15 protein-coding genes, 1 tRNA gene and 1 pseudogene are annotated in these 15,903 nt (G+C 75.2%); 10 read left to right on the top strand and 7 right to left on the bottom strand.

Going from position 1 to position 15,903, the window contains the following annotated elements:
- Positions 1-51: 51 nt before the first annotated feature.
- A complete protein-coding gene (locus ACIQUR_RS27960; RefSeq protein ID WP_403669799.1) occupies positions 52-885 on the top strand; it encodes a heme ABC transporter ATP-binding protein in 834 nt (277 codons plus the stop codon).
- A 15-nt stretch (positions 886-900) separates the two neighbouring features.
- Here ACIQUR_RS27960 and ACIQUR_RS27955 read toward each other — a convergent pair whose 3' ends face one another.
- Positions 901-1,542, bottom strand: a complete 642-nt coding sequence (locus ACIQUR_RS27955; RefSeq protein ID WP_403669796.1) for a hypothetical protein — start codon at positions 1,540-1,542, stop codon at positions 901-903.
- 159 nt (positions 1,543-1,701) lie between these two features.
- On the opposite strand from ACIQUR_RS27955, the gene ACIQUR_RS27950 reads away from it, so the two are divergent.
- Positions 1,702-2,322, top strand: a complete 621-nt coding sequence (locus tag ACIQUR_RS27950; protein WP_403669794.1) for an L-threonylcarbamoyladenylate synthase — start codon at positions 1,702-1,704, stop codon at positions 2,320-2,322.
- 77 nt (positions 2,323-2,399) lie between these two features.
- Here the strand turns inward: ACIQUR_RS27950 and ACIQUR_RS27945 are convergent.
- Positions 2,400-4,449: pseudogene (locus ACIQUR_RS27945) on the bottom strand (molybdopterin oxidoreductase family protein).
- A gap of 186 nt (positions 4,450-4,635) precedes the next feature.
- Between ACIQUR_RS27945 and ACIQUR_RS27940 the strand changes: the two are divergent.
- Positions 4,636-4,824, top strand: a complete 189-nt coding sequence (locus ACIQUR_RS27940) for a hypothetical protein (RefSeq protein WP_403669791.1) — start codon at positions 4,636-4,638, stop codon at positions 4,822-4,824.
- Between the two features lie 110 nt (positions 4,825-4,934).
- Here the strand turns inward: ACIQUR_RS27940 and ACIQUR_RS27935 are convergent, their stop codons facing one another.
- The 3 genes from ACIQUR_RS27935 to ACIQUR_RS27925 form a co-directional block, all read right to left on the bottom strand.
- Entirely contained in the window at positions 4,935-5,156 is a 222-nt protein-coding gene (locus ACIQUR_RS27935) for a hypothetical protein (RefSeq protein ID WP_403669789.1), read from the bottom strand.
- A 175-nt stretch (positions 5,157-5,331) separates the two neighbouring features.
- Positions 5,332-6,420 carry a hypothetical protein gene (locus ACIQUR_RS27930; protein WP_403669786.1) on the bottom strand — a complete coding sequence of 363 codons (1,089 nt, stop codon included), beginning with the start codon at positions 6,418-6,420 and terminating at the stop codon, positions 5,332-5,334.
- Positions 6,421-6,635: 215 nt separating this feature from the next.
- Complete coding sequence (locus ACIQUR_RS27925) at positions 6,636-7,373, bottom strand: hypothetical protein (protein ID WP_403669783.1); 738 nt, start codon at positions 7,371-7,373, stop codon at positions 6,636-6,638.
- A gap of 365 nt (positions 7,374-7,738) precedes the next feature.
- Here ACIQUR_RS27925 and ACIQUR_RS27920 point away from each other — a divergent pair, with 365 nt between their 5' ends.
- The gene (locus ACIQUR_RS27920) at positions 7,739-8,512 is read left to right on the top strand and encodes an endonuclease I family protein (RefSeq protein ID WP_403669780.1); all 774 of its coding nucleotides are present in this window, start codon (positions 7,739-7,741) and stop codon (positions 8,510-8,512) included.
- Positions 8,513-8,581: 69 nt separating this feature from the next.
- Here the strand turns inward: ACIQUR_RS27920 and ACIQUR_RS27915 are convergent, their stop codons facing one another.
- Positions 8,582-9,874, bottom strand: a complete 1,293-nt coding sequence (locus tag ACIQUR_RS27915; protein ID WP_403669777.1) for an alpha/beta hydrolase family protein — start codon at positions 9,872-9,874, stop codon at positions 8,582-8,584.
- Positions 9,875-10,018: 144 nt separating this feature from the next.
- Complete coding sequence (locus ACIQUR_RS27910; RefSeq protein ID WP_403669774.1) at positions 10,019-10,525, bottom strand: DUF664 domain-containing protein; 507 nt, start codon at positions 10,523-10,525, stop codon at positions 10,019-10,021.
- Between the two features lie 156 nt (positions 10,526-10,681).
- Between ACIQUR_RS27910 and ACIQUR_RS27905 the strand changes: the two genes are divergently transcribed.
- From ACIQUR_RS27905 to ACIQUR_RS27880, 6 genes are all read left to right on the top strand, one after another.
- Complete coding sequence (locus tag ACIQUR_RS27905; protein WP_403669771.1) at positions 10,682-10,852, top strand: hypothetical protein; 171 nt, start codon at positions 10,682-10,684, stop codon at positions 10,850-10,852.
- A gap of 311 nt (positions 10,853-11,163) precedes the next feature.
- A complete protein-coding gene (locus ACIQUR_RS27900; protein WP_403669769.1) occupies positions 11,164-11,754 on the top strand; it encodes a VOC family protein in 591 nt (196 codons plus the stop codon).
- An 81-nt stretch (positions 11,755-11,835) separates the two neighbouring features.
- A complete protein-coding gene (locus ACIQUR_RS27895) occupies positions 11,836-12,300 on the top strand; it encodes a hypothetical protein (RefSeq protein WP_403669766.1) in 465 nt (154 codons plus the stop codon).
- A gap of 11 nt (positions 12,301-12,311) precedes the next feature.
- On the top strand, positions 12,312-13,238 hold the full coding sequence (locus tag ACIQUR_RS27890; RefSeq protein WP_403669763.1) for an aldo/keto reductase: 927 nt from the start codon (positions 12,312-12,314) through the stop codon (positions 13,236-13,238).
- A gap of 178 nt (positions 13,239-13,416) precedes the next feature.
- A tRNA-Gly gene (locus tag ACIQUR_RS27885) sits at positions 13,417-13,488 on the top strand.
- Positions 13,489-13,491: 3 nt separating this feature from the next.
- Positions 13,492-15,837 (top strand): hypothetical protein, encoded by a 2,346-nt coding sequence (locus tag ACIQUR_RS27880; protein ID WP_403669760.1) that lies wholly within the window; start codon positions 13,492-13,494, stop codon positions 15,835-15,837.
- Positions 15,838-15,903 lie beyond the last annotated feature (66 nt).

Below are 15,903 nucleotides of genomic sequence, written 5' to 3'. Positions count from 1 at the left end.
CGAAGCGGACTGGCTGCTCCGCCGCACGCGCCGGACCCAGGGAGGCTGGGCATGAGGTTCCCGTTCACCGCCGCCCACCGGCGCACGGCGCCCGAACCGTACGCCCCCGGGGCGGCCGTCGCCGAAGCGCGGCGCCTGACCGTGCGCCGGGGATCCCGCCCGGTGCTCGCCGGGGTGGACCTGGCCGTGCGGGCCGGGGAGGTGCTGGCGCTGGTCGGCCCCAACGGCGCGGGGAAGTCCACCCTGCTGGGCGCGCTCGCCGCCGATCTGCTGGCGGACGCGGGCGACGTGCGGATCTGCGGCCGGCCGGCCCGCGCCTGGCCGGCCGCCGAGCTGGCGCTGCGCCGTGCCGTGCTGCCCCAGGCGGCCGCGCTGGCCTTCCCGTTCCGGGTCGAGGAGGTGGTACGGATGGGCCGCGCGCCCTGGTCCGGCACCCCGCGCGCGGACGAGGACGACGCGGTGGTGGCCCGGGCGCTGGCGGTCACGGACACCTCCGGCCTCGCCGGGCGGCCGTTCCCCGCGCTGTCCGGCGGCGAGCGGGCGCGGGTGGCGCTGGCGCGCGTACTGGCGCAGGAGGCACCGCTGTTGCTGCTGGACGAGCCGACCGCCGCGCTGGACCTGCGGCACCAGGAGCTCGTGCTGCGGCTCTGCCGGGAGCGGGCGGCCGCCGGGGACGCCGTCGTGGTGGTGCTGCACGACCTGGGCCTCGCCGCGGCGTACGCCGACCGGGCCGCGGTGCTGCACGGCGGCCGGGTGGCCGCCGACGGGCCGCGGGCCGCGGTGTTCGGGGCGGAACTGCTGAGCCGGGTCTACCGGCAGCCGGTGGAGGTGCTGCCGCACCCGCGCACGGGAGTACCGCTGGTGCTGCCGGTGCGCGTGCCGTGACGCGTGTGGCCCCCTTCAGGACTCCGTGCTGTCGAGGCCGCTCGGGCGGTCGGTGCCGCTCGGGCGGTCCGTGCTCCTCGGGCGGTCCGTGCCTCCCGTACCGCCCGTGCGGTCCGGCGGTGCGACCGCTTGCGGTGCCCCGTCCGGCGCGTCGTGGAGACGGGCGGCGAGCGGATCGGCGGTCAGGCGGAGCGGGTGGGCGAGGGAGTGCTCGTACCCGGCGCGGTCGAACACGTACGGGCCGAGGGGCAGTTCGCCCCACTGCTCGCGCCGGTACGGCTGGAGGAACCGGGACCAGGTCACCGTGTCGTCGGCGACCTCGATCCGGGCGCACAGCGGCCAGCACTCCCAGACCCCGCACGGGCAGCCCAGCAGCACCGACCGTCCGCCGACGACCTCCCGGAACGCCGCGGAGGGCCGACCCGTGAAGTGCTCGAACGGGCGGGGCACGTCGTGCCGGTCGAGCCCCCGGTGTTGACCGAGGACGAACCGGGCGCGCCCCTCGGCGGTCCGTTCGGGCTCGCCCTCCAGCAGCTCCGGCTCCCAGAGCGGGCCCGTGACGCGGGCCACCAGCTCCCGCAGGTCCACCCCGTCCACGCGGATCCCCCACACCTCCAGGGCGCCGTGCGGGTGGGTGAAGAACTCGACCTGTGCCATCGGTGCCTCCCGTTTCGTCTTCCCGCACGGTGGGCCCGGCCGTGCCGTCGGAGATCCTCCGGGGCCGCCTCCCGCTCCGGGCACCGGTTCCCGCGGCTCGGCGCCCGCGGGGCCGGGCTCGGCGCGACCGGCCCGCCGTGCGCGGCGTACCCTCGGCGAATGGCGAAGTACTTCGACGTGCACCCTGAGAACCCTCAGCCGCGCACCATCAGCAGTGTCACGGACCTGGTCCGCTCCGGGTCGCTCATCGCATACCCGACGGATTCGTGTTTCGCCCTGGGCTGCCAGCTCGGCAACCGGGAGGCCCTCGCGCGGATGCGGACGATCCGGCGGCTCGACGAGCGGCACCACTTCACCCTCGTCTGCCAGAACTTCGCCCAGCTGGGGCAGTTCGTGCACATCGACAACGCGGTGTTCCGGGCCATCAAGGGCGCCACGCCCGGCGCGTACACGTTCATCCTCCCGGCCAGCTCGGAGGTGCCGCGCCAGTTGCTGCACCCGAAGAAGAAGACGGTCGGCGTCCGGATCCCGGACCACGTGGTGACCCAGGCCCTGCTCGCCGAGCTCGGCGAGCCGCTGCTGTCGACCACGCTGCTGCTGCCGGACGAGGACGAGCCGATGACGCAGGGCTGGGAGATCAAGGAGCGCCTGGACCACGTGGTCGACGCGGTGGTCGACTCGGGCGACTGCGGCACGCAGGCGACCACCGTGATCGACTTCTCCGGCGGCGGCGCGGAGATCGTGCGGCGCGGCGCGGGCGACACCGAGCGCTTCGAGTAGGCCGGGCGTTCGCCGGCCCGGAGCCGGCCGTGGCCCGGGGTCCCGGCCCGGGGGCCCGGGCACCGGCGGCCCGGGGGTCAGGCCCGCTGGCCCGCCCGGGCCGACGGGCCGCCGGTCGTGGGCGGGACGGTCGGGTCGAGCGGGGCCGAGGCGGTGGTGGTCGGGGCGGGCGACGGCCGGCCGTCGCCGCGTTCGACGAGGGTGAGCCGGGCCGCGGCCATCTTGAAGAGCGGCTGCTTGGACACCGGGTCCCAGTCGGTGGCGGTGGTCTCGTTGGCGGCCCGGCCCGGGGCGTCCCCGCCGCCGGTGCCGCCCGGCGTGTCCCAGTAGCCGTAGTGGAAGGGCACGAAGAGCACCCCGTCCCGGATGGCGGTGACCCGCAGCCGCCCGCGCAGGGCGCCCCGCCGGGTGGCCACCTCGACCAGGTCGCCCTCGGCCAGTCCGCGTCCCGCCGCCTCCCCCGCGGACAGTTCCACCCACACCTCCGGAGCCGCGGCGCTGAGCTGCGGGGCACGGCCCGTCTTGGTGCGGGTGTGGAAGTGGTAGAGGGTCCGCCCGGTGGTCAGCCGGAGCGGGTACGCGGCGTCCGGCTCCTCGCGCGGCGGCTCGTACGCGGCGGACCTGATCACCGCCCTGCCGTCCGGGTTGAGCGCCCGGTACGCGTCGGCGTCGTGCGGGTCGCCGGTGGCGAGGTCCTTGCCGTACGTCTCGCAGGCGTCGGGGTGCGCCCAGGTGAAGCCGTCGGTGTACAGGCGCTCGGTGCCGTCGGGGTGCTCCGCGTCGCAGGGCCACTGGATGCCGGAGGCGCTCCCGCGCAGCCGGCGGTGGCTCAGTCCGGTGTAGTCGCAGGGCCGTCCGGCGCTGCACCGCTTCCACGCCTCGAGGGCCGACTCGGCGTCGTCCCAGCCCACCAGCGGCGCGCCGGCGCGGTCGCGGAAGTCCATGCGCCGCGCGTAGTCCAGGAAGACGTCGAGGTCGGGGCGGGCGAGGCCGGGCGGGGCGACGGCGCGTTCGCAGAGGTGCACCGTGCGGTCCGCGTTGGTGATGACCCCGGTCTTCTCGCCCCAGGTCGCGGCCGGCAGGACCACGTCGGCCAGCCGGGCGGTCTCGGTGAGGAACAGGTCCTGCACCACCGTGACGAGGCCCGCGCGGCCCAGGACAGCCCGGACGCGCGCGAGTTCGGGCAGGGACACGGCCGGGTTGGTGCCGCTGATCCACAGCAGTCCGATGCCGCCCTCGCCGGCCAGCCGGAAGATCTCCAGGGCGTGGGTCGGCGGCCCGTCGTGCGGGATCCGCTCCGGGTCGACGTTCCAGATCCCGGCCAGTTCCCGTACGTGGACCGGGTTCTGCCAGTTCCGGAAGCCCGGCAGGTCGCCGTCCGTGCCGGTACGTCGCAGATGCCGGCGGCCCACTCGGGCGTGCAGGGGGCGACCCGCTCGGCCAGCTCCCCGAAGCCGACGGTGTGGGCGTCGAGGTAGGCCCGGTCCGCCCGCCCGGTGCGGACGGTTTCGTGCAACAGGGCGTTCAGCAGGGCGAGGTTGGTGCCCGGCAGGGGCGCGAGGTGCACGGCGGCGCGGGCCGCCGCGGCGGTGGGGCGCGGGTCGACGCAGACCAGCCGGGGCGGGTCCGGGCCGGTGAGCCGGTCGAGGATCCGCATCCACAGCACCGGCTGGGTCTCGGAGACGTTGTGCCCGAACAGCGCGAGGGTGTCGGCGTGGTCGACGTCGGTCCGGCCAGCAGGTCGCGGGTGCGGGCGACGATCCGGTCCATGGCGGTGTCCCAGGAGCAGGGCACGAGCCGGCCCCCTTCGCGGACCAGCGGGCGGGTGAGCCGGTCGGGGGCGTGGCAGGCCTGCCAGCCGAAGAGGTCCTTGGGGCCCAGTCTGCCGTGGTTGACGCGGTCGGCGGCGCGGCCGCGGACGCCGACGATCCGGCCGTCGCGGACGGCGACGTCCATCGCGTCGCCGTTGGAGTGCAGGACGGACGCGGCCTTCACCCAGCGGTCCACGTCCTCCGGAAGCAGTCCCCCGGCCAGGTGGGTGTCGGTCCTGGCCGGCCAGGTGCCGCCGGCCGGGTACGGGGTGCGGTCGCCCCAGGGGCGGGCGATGCGGTCGGGGTCCGGCTCCACGGGTCACCTCCGGGCGGTCGCCGCCGGTGGTGCGCGTGTGCCCTGGCGGGACGGGGCGAAACGGGCGCCGCGGGAGTCCCGGCGCCGCAGGGCGTGTCACCCGGACGGACGCGTCCACCTGCGCGCACGGGGGGCCATCGGGGTTTGCTGGTCGGTACCAGCAAGTCCCGCGATCAGGGAGGCGACATGTACGTGATGTGCGCGGGCACTGCCCTCACCGACACGCACCCCGTCTGGCACGTGGTGGCCAAGAACGACACCCGCACCCTGTGCGGCCAGCCGGTGCCCGCACCGGGCCAGGAGCACACCACCGAACGCCACTGCCCGGAGTGCATGGCGAACTTCCGCGAGACGATGCAGGTCCGCACCGCCTGACCCGGCCCGTCACCTGCCGGCGACCGCGCGCTCCGGACCGGAGCGCGCCAGGACCCCGGCCGCAGGTGACTGTCGGTCCTGGCCGGGGTCCTGAGTGCGGGGGCGACGCGTCAGTGGTCGTCGCGCATGTCGCGGTGGTCCTCGCGCATGTCGCGGCGGTCGTCCATCTCGTCGCGCATCATGTCCTCGTCGCGGTCCCGGGAGACCTCGCCGGGCCTGCGCTGGCGCTGGCCCTGGCCGGTGTCCCGGTCCTGCTGGCGGTCACGCCCGGAGCGCACCTGCTCCTCGCGGCCTATGCCGGGCTGCTGGCGTTTGTTCTGCATTCCACCCATGACGGGGTCACTCTCCTCGTGAGCTTGAGCGAGCGGGACATCGTCGTCCCGCCCGCTCCACGACGCTGACACGTACCGTCACGTTCCGCATCTTTTCGGCACGGAGGGTGAGGCCGGCCGGGTCACCGCGTACTCGCGGCGGCCGCCCGGCCCCGGGGTGGCGTGCGGGTGGGTGTCAGCGCTGGAAGGAGACGTCGTAGTAGGTGTCGGTCAGGGCGCCGGCGACGGTGTAGCAGCGGACCTGGACGCCGTCGGTGGGGTTCCAGCGCTCCACCTTGCAGTACTTGGTGTCGCTGCCGTACGCGGTGACCTGGACGTTGCCGTTGGTGAGCTGCTGGTTGGGCGGGTGGAAGCGGTAGACGCCCTGGCTGACGCGCCGGATCCGGTTCACCACGCCGGAGGAGTTGTACGAGTACGCGGCCGAGGGGTTGTACGCCGCCGAGGCCGGCAGGTTGGCCCACGCGTACGCGGCCGGGGTGGCGCGCTGCACGCCGGTGCCGCGGGCGTAGGTCAGGGTGTAGCGCTGGTCCGCCGGATTGCCGAGCCGGTCGTTGCAGCGGACGTTGACGAGCTGGTCGGCGCCGGAGACGAACCAGTTGCCCACCTTGCAGCGGGCCGAGGTGTCGCCGTACGCCGTCACCTGGACGTGTCCGGACGCCGAGCCGATCGCGCGCAGCCGGACGGTGTACCGGCCGGTGCCCGAGCGGGTGATGGTGTTGAGCGCGCCGGACGAGTTGAACTGGTACGTGGTCGAGGGCGTGTACGCGGCGGCGGCCGGGCTGTTGGCCCAGAGGTAGGCGAAGCGCGCGCCGCCGGAGCCGGCGGTGTTGACGAAGCTCGCCGTGAACGGGGTGTTCACGCGGAGGCCGGTCCGGGTGAAGCAGCTGACCCGGACGTCGAGCCGGTTGCCGACGGGGTTCCAGTCGCGGACGGCGCAGGTGTTGCTGGTGGCGCCGTACGCGGTCACGTGCACCGTGCCGCCGGTCCGGCCGAGGTTGCCCAGCCGGACGGTGTAGAGGCCGGTGCCGGTGCGGACCACGCTGTTGGCGGCGCCGGTGGAGTTGCGGCTGTAGGCGGCGGAGGGGGCGTACGGGGTGTTCAGGGCGTGGGAGGGCGAGTGCGCCCAGACGTAGGCGCGGCCCAGGCTGCCCACCGCGTGGGCGGGCGTGGCCGTCACGGCGGCCGTGCCGCCGGCGAGGGCCAGGGTGGCGGTCAGGGCCAGGGCGCGGGCGCGCCAACCGGCATGCGGTCGCGTTGCGTTCACGTGGATCTCTCCCCCTCGGGTCACCGCGGTCCGGCCGACGGCGAGGACCGGCGACGGGGAAGTTAGTCGGCCGCCGGACGGTCGGCTACGGGGTGTTCCGCACGGGGGGGAGGTGCGTGGGGGCGCGGTGGCGCGCTCGGCGCAAGCGGAGCGCCCCCTTGGTCCTGACCTGGTGCCGGGCACCCGACTGCGCCGCCGGGAGCCGGGCGGCCGGTCTACTGGAGGTCGGAGAACTCGATGGTGTCGGCCGGGGCCGGGGTCTTCGCCGGCACCGGCTCGTTGAAGTCGCCGAAGCTCGCGACGTCCCGCTTGCCGGGCTCCCGCACCTCGGCCTTCAGCAGGTACGGGGTGTCCTCGGTGGACACGTAGTAGGTCCCGGTCTGGTCGTCGTGCCGGCTGGTGACCGTGATCGCGGGCGCGCCGTCGACGGTGGTGCGCTGACCCTTGGTCAGCTGCTCGTTGACCGGCCGCCCGGCGAAGGTGTTCTTGAAGTTGGAGAGGTCGCAGAAGTCGGTGAAGTCCCGGAGCAGCGCGTTCTGGACAGTGCCGTGGATGTAGCGACCGTTGATCAGGGCGATGGCCGCGTCGCCGGCCGGGCCCGGGACCTGGGACCTGAGGAGGGTGTCGTCGAGCTTCATCCAGACGTCCTGGCCTCGCTTGACCAGGTCCGCGTGGCCGCCGTTCCCCGGCAGTCCGACGGTCCCGGCGCAGTTGCCGTCCACGTCGAGGTGGAGGTCGAGCGTCGTGGTGCCCGTCGCGTCGGTGATGCGCGCGTCGAGGGTCATCGACTGGGCGTCGGCCATGGCCTCGCGGGCCTTCTCGGCGATCGTCGTCGCACTCTCGTCGGCGATGCCGTTGTCGTCCGCGGCCGCCGGACCGGCCGCGAGCCCGCCGAGGAGCCCGCCGAGGGCACAGGCTCCGATACCGGCTGCCACACCCCGGAACAGGGACATCGCGCCACCTCCTGGAGGGACCGGCTCACTCGAAAAGCGTAGTTCCGCACCGCCGGGCCCGCATGTCGCCGCCGTCCGGAATCCAGAATTCCGCACCGTCGACCAGGAGTTATCTACGCGCGTCGTCTACGCGCGTCATCCGCGCCGGGTGTCTACGCGCGGTGTCTACGCGCGGTGCACTGCTGTGACCTGGGGGATTCCATGGCCGGAAATCTCCGTGTACCTTCACCTCGCAAGCTCGTCATGTTCATGTCGCGTGAGCTTCACGTGAACGGCATGACGCGGTGTGAGCCTCCCCCTCGACGACGACATCCCGCCGGGTCCCGCCCGGGCGGGACCTCTGCGTGCCGAAAGGTTTCCCCCACGTGAAGACCACCCCTCGCCGCTCGCGCTGGGCCGCCGCCGGAGCGGCCCTCGCCTCGCTGGTCCTCCTCGCGCTCCCGGCGCACCAGGCCACCGCCGCGGACTACTACGCCGCCGCCCAGGGCAAGACCGGTGCCGAGCTCAAGTCGGCGCTGCACGGCATCATCAAGAACCAGTCCAAGATCTCGTACAGCGCGGTCTGGGAGGCCCTGAAGGTCACCGACCAGGACCCCGCGAACAGCGCGAACGTGATCCTGCTCTACTCGGGCCGCTCGCAGTCGAAGTCGACCAACGGCGGCAACCCCAACGACTGGAACCGCGAGCACGTGTGGGCCCAGAGCCACGGCGACTTCGGCACCGGCGCCGGCCCGGGCACCGACCTGCACCACATCCGCCCCGAGGACGTCACGGTCAACAGCATCCGCGGCAACAAGGACTTCGACCTCGGCGGCAGCCTGGTCCCCGAGACCACGGACAGCTACACCGACTCCAACTCCTTCGAACCGCGCGACGAGGTCAAGGGCGACGTCGCCCGCATGATCCTGTACATGGCCGTCCGCTACGAGGGCGGTGACGGCTTCGCGAACCTCGAGGTCAACGACTCCGTCAACGGCTCGGTGCCGTGGCACGGCCGCCTCAGCGTGCTGAAGCAGTGGAACGACATCGACCCGCCGGACGCGTTCGAGCAGCGCCGCAACCAGATCATCTTCGACAGCTACCAGCACAACCGGAACCCGTTCATCGACCACCCGGAGTGGGTCGAGGCGATCTGGTAGGACTCCCCGCAGGGGAACGCGCGGCGAGGGGTCCGCGGACGGAGTGCGTCCGCGGGCCCCCTCGCCGGCTCACGGGTTGTGGAACACCACCTCGGGGTGCGCCGCCGACGGACCGTCGAGCAGCGGCTGCGCGGTGCCCTTCAGGTGCAGGTCGAAGAAGGCCGCCAGGTAGGCCCGGGTGGTCCCGAGCGCCCGGTCCGCCGGGAGCGGGGCGCGCGGCACGCCGTAGTGGTCGAGGAAGGCCGGCGCGTCAGAGAAGGTGAAGTGGTCGGATCCGGCGACCGTGAGCCAGCGCTTCCAGCCGCCGAAGCGGTCCCAGGCGGTGTCCCAGGTGTGGTCCGTGCCGCCGGGCCGGTGCATCGCGTCGTCCGTGCCCACGAGCATGAACGGCCGCCCGCCCAGGCCGCCCTCCGGCAGCTCGCCGTGGAACGCCCCGTCCATGTTCACGCCCGCGCGGATCCGGCCGTCGGCCACCATCGCCGTGGCGGCGCTGGCACCGCCGATGGAGTGCCCGGCCATGCCCACGCGCTTCCGGTCGACGGTGGTCCGGGCGTACTTCCACGCCGGGTGCCGTCCCGTCAGGCGGTCGAGCACGTACGACACGTCCCGGGCGCGGCCCGAGGTGATCTCGCTCTCCGGGACCTGCCCCTCGCTGACCGGGAGGCACACCGCGCAGCCGAGCAGCCGGCCGTCGGGGGTCCGGATGCCGAGGGACTCGTACGCGTGGTCCACGGAGGCCACGACGTAGCCGCGGCTCGCCAGGTCCTCGGCGAGGGCGGTGAGCGTGTACCGGGAGACGGTGAAGCCCGGCGAGAGGACGACCAGCGGGTACCGGCCGGGTGCGGGCCGGACGTCGGTGCGGGCGTACGTGCGCATCGCGGCGAGCTCCGCCGCGGGGACCGCGTCGGCGAGGCCGTACCCCTCCAGCATGGCCCGGACCTCGTCGGTGCTCGCGTACGGGGCCGACGCCCCCGTACCGGCTCGCGCGGCCGGGTAGTTGACGGTGACCATCAGCTCCCGGGCTCCGGCGGCCGGCACCCAGGGGTCGGGGCGCGAGCGGTCGACGAGGTGGAGTACGGAGCGGCCCACGGCCCACCGGCCCGTCGGGCGCGGCAGCTCCGGACCGCTCCCGGCCCGCCGCGCGGAGTCCGGGTACGCGGGGAGCGCGGAGGGCGGGGCGGGCACGGAGAGCGGGGCGGGTGCCCCGAGGGGGCCCGGGGCGGCCGGGGATGCGGCCGGGCGCGGGGCCCGGGCGGAGGCGGCGGCCGGCGCCGAGGCGGCCGCCGGGCCCGCGAGGACCAGCGGCAGAGACAGCGACAGGGTGAGTGCGGCGGCAGCGGCCGCCCTGCTGAGGTGAGCCATGTCCCGAGCGTGCCCGCCGGCGCCGCGGGCGCGCGTCAGCCCGGGGTCTGGCGCTCCGTCGGCCCGGAGGATGGCTCCGGATCAACTCGCGGCATGACGCGTGGTGCTGACGGGGCGACAGGCGCGCGGCGGGGGCGTCCGCGCTCAGCGGCGTTCGAGCAGGCCCCGGACGTACGCGGCCTGGCCCACGTGCTGGAGGTCGTCGGCCAGGATGCTGACGAGGCGGACCCCGAGGGTGACGGGCGGGTCCCAGTGCCGGTCGACCACCCGCTCCAGTTCGGCGGCGGTCAGGGTGCCGAGCCAGCCGAGGGACTGCTCGTGCACCGCGTCGTAGTAGCCGCCGAGCAGTTCGCCCGTGGCCCGGACCTTCCCGGCCTCCTCCGGGCCGTGACCGTATCCCGTCGAGTCGGCCGGCAGCGGGAGGCCGAAGCGCTCGTCCCAGCCCTGGGCGTGCCAGACCTGCTCCAGGCCGGCGGGGACGGCGACCTGGACGTCCTGGACGCGCGCCAGGTGCCACACGAGCCAGGCGATGGAGTTGGCCGCCGGATCGAGCCGGGCGTGGAGCTGCTCCTCCGAGAGGCCGTCGAGGACCTGGTGCACCTCCTCGCGGATCCGTCCGAAGCCGTCCGCCAGTACGTCCGTCGCCTTCATGGCCCGGTCCTCGCCCCTTCGCCCGTGTTCCGTGTTCCGTGTTCCGTGTCCGCCGGCTACGGGCTCCACGATGCCGTTCCCCGCGGCGCCCGGCCGGGAAGCGGGGGGCGACACGCCACGTCCGGTCCGGCCGCGGCTCGAATCACGGGGGAGCCGGTGGCGCGGGCCACCGCGGTGTGCGTCACGGTCGAGGCGGACACCGGCGCGGCCCGGCCGACGACGCCGGGGGTCGGCTGGGTCGGCGTCCCGGCCGAGCCGCCGCACGACGCACCGCCGCCACCGGCCGACGACGCCGACGACAACGAGGAGCCGTACGACGGGTTCTGACGGGGTGGCGCGGCGTCCGGCTTCGGCATCGCGCTTCGGCATCGCGGGCTACCGGCCCGCTTGGCTGCCCGGCGACCAGGTCGTACGGGAGCACGGGCACCGCCCCCGCCGCCGTCGCAGTCGAACAGGACCGGGCGGTCGGCGAACCACTGGTCGTCCCGGCGGTTCCCAGACCAGCCAGGGCCCGCAGGTCAAGCGGTCCCGCCGCATCCGACGGGGCGGGCGGGGCGGGACCCCGCGGGGGTTGCGCCGGGTGATCATGCTCCGCGAGGCTGGCCGGGCGTACGCACCGACGGCTTGGGGGAACAGGGATGCTGACCGGAATCGTGATCGACGCGCTGGACCTCGGCCGCATGGACCGCTGCTGGCGGGAGGCGACCCGGGGCGGTACCGGCGGCCTGCGGCTGCGGTGCGCGCCGACCGCCACGCCGAAGACGGGCAAGAACCGGCTCCACCTCGATCTGGCCGGCGGCCCGGACTGGGAGGCCGAGGTGTCGCGCCTGCTCGCGCTCGGCGCGACGCGGGCCGACATCGGCCAGGGGGACGTCCCGTGGGACGTGCTGGCCGACCCGGAGGGCAACGAGTTCTGCGTGCTGCGCCCCGGGCACCCCGGCGTGCTCGCCGACTCCGGGCTCGTCGCGATCTGCCTGGACATCGCCGAGGAGGACCGCCCCGCGCAGCCCTCCTTCTGGGAGGATCACGCCGGCTGGCACGCGGTGGAGTCCCACGACTGGGGCGTCCGGCTCCGGCCGGAGCCCGCCGCCCCGGTCTCCCTGGTGATGGGACCGCCCGCGGCCCCGAAGGCCGGGCGCAACCGGCTCCGCCTGGAGGTCGCCCGCCCCGACGCCGTACCGGGCGAGTACCTCGACGCCGCCGGCAACGAGTTCCACGTCACCCGCTGACCCCGGCCCGGAGCCTCACCCGCCGGCCTGCGAGGATGCTGCCGTGTATCCCGACTGGTACGGCTCCCCGGCCGCCGCCTCATGATCGCCGCCCTGAGCCGGCTGGCCGCCGACGCCGCGGCGCAGCGGCGGTGGCTGGAGTTTCCGTTCCCCATCTGCACGGACGAGCTGCTGTTCGACTTCGACGACGCCTTGCCGATCTACGCGCGCGAGGAGGCGGACGAGATCGACGCCATCGCGGTGATGGACGAACTCCGGATGATCGAGGGTCACTTCGAGGAGATGTGCGGTGACCGGCCGACGGATCCGTGGACCTACGAGGCCCTGGCCGGCGACCCGGCCTGGGCGGCGGTGCGCGAGCTGGCGCGCGAGGTGCTCTTCGTCCTCACCGGCGACCGCACCCTCCCCCTGGGCCGTCATTCCGCCATCCCCGCCGCCCCCGCCGGAGCGGCGGCCGGCGGCGCCGGCGGGCCGCTCCAACTCCCCTCCCCCGTAGCACAGTCCGGGACGGAGGCACCACGTTGCGGAGGGTCTCCGGCGGGGTGATCATGCCCCCCATGACCTCAGAAACGATCACAGCAGCGGCTTCGGGCACCTGGACGTTGGGAGACCTGAAGGTCAACCGGATCGGCTTCGGCACGATGCGCCTGCCCCAGAGGGGCGAGGCCTTCGCGCCGGACGCGCTCCCGCGGGACCGCGACGAGGCGCTGGCCGTGCTGCGCCGCGCGGTCGAGCTCGGGGTGAACCACCTGGACACCGCGGCGTTCTACTTCTCCTCGCTGCGTTCGGCCAACGAGCTCGTCAACCGGGCGCTCGGCGGACCGTACCCCGAGGACCTGGTCATCACGACCAAGGTCGGACCGGCCCGCGACGCGTCCGGCGCGTGGGCCGACCACGCCGGTCCCGGCGAACTCCGCGGCCAGGTCGAGGAGAACCTGCGCCAGCTGGGCCGGGACCACCTCGACGTGGTGAACCTGCGCGTCCTCGGCACCGCGTCGATCGCCGAGCGCTTCGGCGCGCTGGCCGAACTCCGCGAGGCCGGGCTCATCCGGCACCTCGGGATATCCAACGTCACGCCCGCGCACCTCGCCGAGGCGCAGGCGATCGCACCGGTGGTGTGCGTGCAGAACCGGTACGGGATCGGGCTGCGGCCGGAAGAGGACGCGTTCCTGCGCAGCTGCGGCGAGCAGGGCGTGGCGTACGTGCCGTTCTACGCCATCGCCGGCGCCGGCCGCGAGGCGGGAGCCGGCGCCCACGAGACCCCGGAGGTGCTGGCGGTCGCCGAGGGACGGGGCGCGAGCCCCGCACAGGTGCGGCTCGCCTGGACGCTGCACCGCGGGGACCACGTGCTGGCCATCCCGGGCACCGGCGATCCCGCGCACCTGGAGGCGAACGTGGCCGCCGGTGCGCTCCGGCTGACCGACGAGGAGCTGGCGCTGCTGGAGCGGGCGCACCGGCGCGGCCCGGAGCCGGCCGCCGCCTGAGCCGTACTCCCGGGCGCCGTCCGCCCGTTCCGGTCCGCACCGGAGCGGAGCGGGCGGAGCCGCGGGCGCACGGCCGCTCTGCCGTCCCCTCCGGTCTGCCGTCCCCTCCGGTCTGCCGTCCCCTCCGGCGCAAAACGCGTTGAACGCACGCCGCCGCGGCCGCTAGCGTCACGCCACGCGGTGCGTAGCTCAGCAGAAGAGCGCCGGGCTTCCATCCCGGAGGGCGCAGGGGCAGAACCTGCCGCACCGGCTTATGGACGATCACGCTGACAAGCAGCTCTTCAGCCCCGGCCGGTCCTACGCGACGGGCCGGCTCGCCGCCGCTTCCGCCACCGCGCTGACCCACGAGGACGCAGCCACCCGGGCGCGCGCCGAAGACCGGGTGGCGCGCTGGCGCGCGGTGCTGGACGGCATGTCCGCAGGACGGATCACGGTCGGCTCGCGGACCCCGGTCTCGGGTCTGCCCGCCTGGGTGACCCCCGAGGTGGTGCAGGGCGGCTTCGCCACCGGCGCGGCCCGCGCGGGCGGCCCGCTGGAGCCGTACGAGGAGCAGGCGGCCCGGCGGGCCGGCGTGCCCGCGACCCGCGCCGCCCTGTTCGACCACTGCCTGACCGGGCCCGGACTCGCGTGGCTGTGGGAGCTGCTGGACAGCGGCCGGTACGAGGTGACCCTGCCGGAGGAGGCCGCGCTGCCGACCGTGGCGTGGCTGGTGCGTGCCGGCGACCTGGCGGCCGCCCGGGCCCTCGTGGCCGAACTCGCGCCCTTCGCCGACCGGCTGCGCTTCCTCCCCCGTCCCGCGGCCGAGCCGTTCCCCGACTCCCCCGCCGTGCACCGGCGTACGGCCGGCGAGGCCCGCGAGGCCCTGGCACGCCGCCGGCCGCACCCGCGGGTCGAGGCGCAGCGGGAGGCACTGACCGTCTGGGCGCCGTTCGGTGACGCGGTCCTGGCGCACTGGCTGGAGACGGCCGGCGAGGAGCGGGAGCCGCAGGCGGTGTCCGACCGTACGCCCGTTCCCGGCTGGGCCGCGCGGGGTGACGCGCTGCTGCGCCGGTACCGCGAGCTGGCCACCGCGCACCCGCTGTGCGGCAAGCACCGGAACCCCAAGGAGAACCTGGGCATCCTGCTGGGCGCGCTGGAGGAGTGCGTCGCGGGCCGGCCCCTGGACCGGAGGCGGCTCGGCCTGCTGCGGCACGCCGTGGGGTCGATGGTGCGCCGGCGCGGGCTGCCCGGTTCCACCCCGCACACCGCGCTGCGAGGGGCGCAGGCAGCGCAGGCCGCGCTGCCCTCGCACCGGGCGTTCGCGCAGCTGGTGCTGGGACGCATGGCGGACCTCCCGCAGGGGACGGGGGTGGCCGACCCCGCGCCGCTGGTCGCGCCGGTGGGCGAGGAGGAGGCCGCCGCATCGGGCCTGCCGGCGGGGGCTCGGGTGCCGGACACGGTGCGGCGGCCCGTGGAGGCGGCGCTGAGCGCGCCGGTCGCCACGCTCGTCGCACGCGGTGTGGTGCCGTCGGCCGAGGTGCTCGCGCAGCTGGTGCCCCAGCTGGTGGCGGCGACCACGGCCCGCGCGTACCGGGACCCGGCCCTGCGGACGCTGATGGCGGCCCACCACCGGGCCTTCGGCAACCGCCGGTCCCTCCTGCTGCTGAACCTCCAGCACCAGGTGCGGGCCGAGGAACTGCCCTGGGTCCGTGCGGTCGCCGGCCGGCGCGACGACGCCGCCGCGAGCGACGGCGCCCGGGAGCTGCTGCGGGAGCTGGGCGGACTGGCCGTGCGGGCCTTCCCGGCGACCGTGCTGCCCAATCCGCTGGTGCGGGAGCTGTCGGTGCTCGCCCGGCAGGCCGAACTGGGCGCGCCGCTCGTGGAGGAGCTGGCGGCGGACATCTTCACCGGCAGGTTCACCCCGAAGTTCCTGACCGCGGCGCGGATCGCGGGCGAGCTGCTCGCGGGCAGCGTGTACGAGCGGTACTACGGCATCGACTACGCGGCGGTGCGCGACCTGGCGGTCTTCGAGGCCGCCGAGGCCGCGGGCGCCTCGAAGCGGAGCCCGCGGCCGCGCAGCTCGGCCGGCTTCGGGGAGCTGTGCCACGAGCGGGCACGCGTCACGGGCGGTCGGTGGTCGGTGGCGGCCAACGGCAAGGTGATCGAGCAGGCGCAGATCCTGACCACGCACAACCTGGCGGTCCTGGTCGCCAGGGCCGGCATCGAACCGGGGCCCGGGGCGGGCTGGGACGACCTGGCCCGGCGGTGCTTCACGACGGTCTGCCGGCTGACGGCGCGGGTCCAGGGCCACCGGTGGCCGCTGCCCGTGATCAAGGACGCGGCGTACGCGTGGCGGCAGATGGTGTTCCACCTGTCGCTGTGCGGGCCGGAGGAGCGGGAGGCCGTGCTGTGGTGGCTGACCGAGGAGGTCGTACGGCATCCGTGGCACGTGTCGGCCCGGCTGGCACCGGCCCTGGCGGGCCTGCGCCTGGTCTGCGCGGGCGGCACCTTCGGCTCCCGCGGCACGGCCCTCGACGGCCGGGCCCGCCGCCTCCTGGGCTGGACCACGGAGGAACACTGGCTCCGCCCGTCTCCGGAGCCCGCCCCGGGCCGGCGCTGACCACCGCCCCCACCGGTCCCGTACGGACCGCGGGGCCCACCCATGGAGCGCCCGGGGGGGGACGGT

The sequence above is a fragment of the Streptomyces sp. NPDC101132 genome (assembly GCF_044759225.1).
GTDB lineage: Bacteria > Actinomycetota > Actinomycetes > Streptomycetales > Streptomycetaceae > Streptomyces.
The sequence above is the reverse complement of the archived record's forward strand: the minus strand, read 5'-3'. Positions and strand labels throughout refer to the sequence as shown.

Excerpts from the sequence above, each read along its gene's own strand:
- ACIQUR_RS27910 (WP_403669774.1), bottom strand. The coding sequence starts at position 10,525 with ATGAAGGCGACGGACGTACTGGCGGACGGCTTCGGACGGATCCGCGAG.
- ACIQUR_RS27950 (WP_403669794.1), top strand. The coding sequence starts at position 1,702 with ATGGCGAAGTACTTCGACGTGCACCCTGAGAACCCTCAGCCGCGCACC.
- ACIQUR_RS27915 (WP_403669777.1), bottom strand. The coding sequence starts at position 9,874 with ATGGCTCACCTCAGCAGGGCGGCCGCTGCCGCCGCACTCACCCTGTCG.
- ACIQUR_RS27890 (WP_403669763.1), top strand. The coding sequence starts at position 12,312 with ATGACCTCAGAAACGATCACAGCAGCGGCTTCGGGCACCTGGACGTTG.
- ACIQUR_RS27960 (WP_403669799.1), top strand. The coding sequence starts at position 52 with ATGAGGTTCCCGTTCACCGCCGCCCACCGGCGCACGGCGCCCGAACCG.
- ACIQUR_RS27955 (WP_403669796.1), bottom strand. The coding sequence starts at position 1,542 with ATGGCACAGGTCGAGTTCTTCACCCACCCGCACGGCGCCCTGGAGGTG.
- ACIQUR_RS27900 (WP_403669769.1), top strand. The coding sequence starts at position 11,164 with ATGCTGACCGGAATCGTGATCGACGCGCTGGACCTCGGCCGCATGGAC.
- ACIQUR_RS27895 (WP_403669766.1), top strand. The coding sequence starts at position 11,836 with ATGATCGCCGCCCTGAGCCGGCTGGCCGCCGACGCCGCGGCGCAGCGG.
- ACIQUR_RS27940 (WP_403669791.1), top strand. The coding sequence starts at position 4,636 with ATGTACGTGATGTGCGCGGGCACTGCCCTCACCGACACGCACCCCGTC.
- ACIQUR_RS27935 (WP_403669789.1), bottom strand. The coding sequence starts at position 5,156 with ATGGGTGGAATGCAGAACAAACGCCAGCAGCCCGGCATAGGCCGCGAG.
- ACIQUR_RS27925 (WP_403669783.1), bottom strand. The coding sequence starts at position 7,373 with ATGTCCCTGTTCCGGGGTGTGGCAGCCGGTATCGGAGCCTGTGCCCTC.
- ACIQUR_RS27880 (WP_403669760.1), top strand. The coding sequence starts at position 13,492 with ATGGACGATCACGCTGACAAGCAGCTCTTCAGCCCCGGCCGGTCCTAC.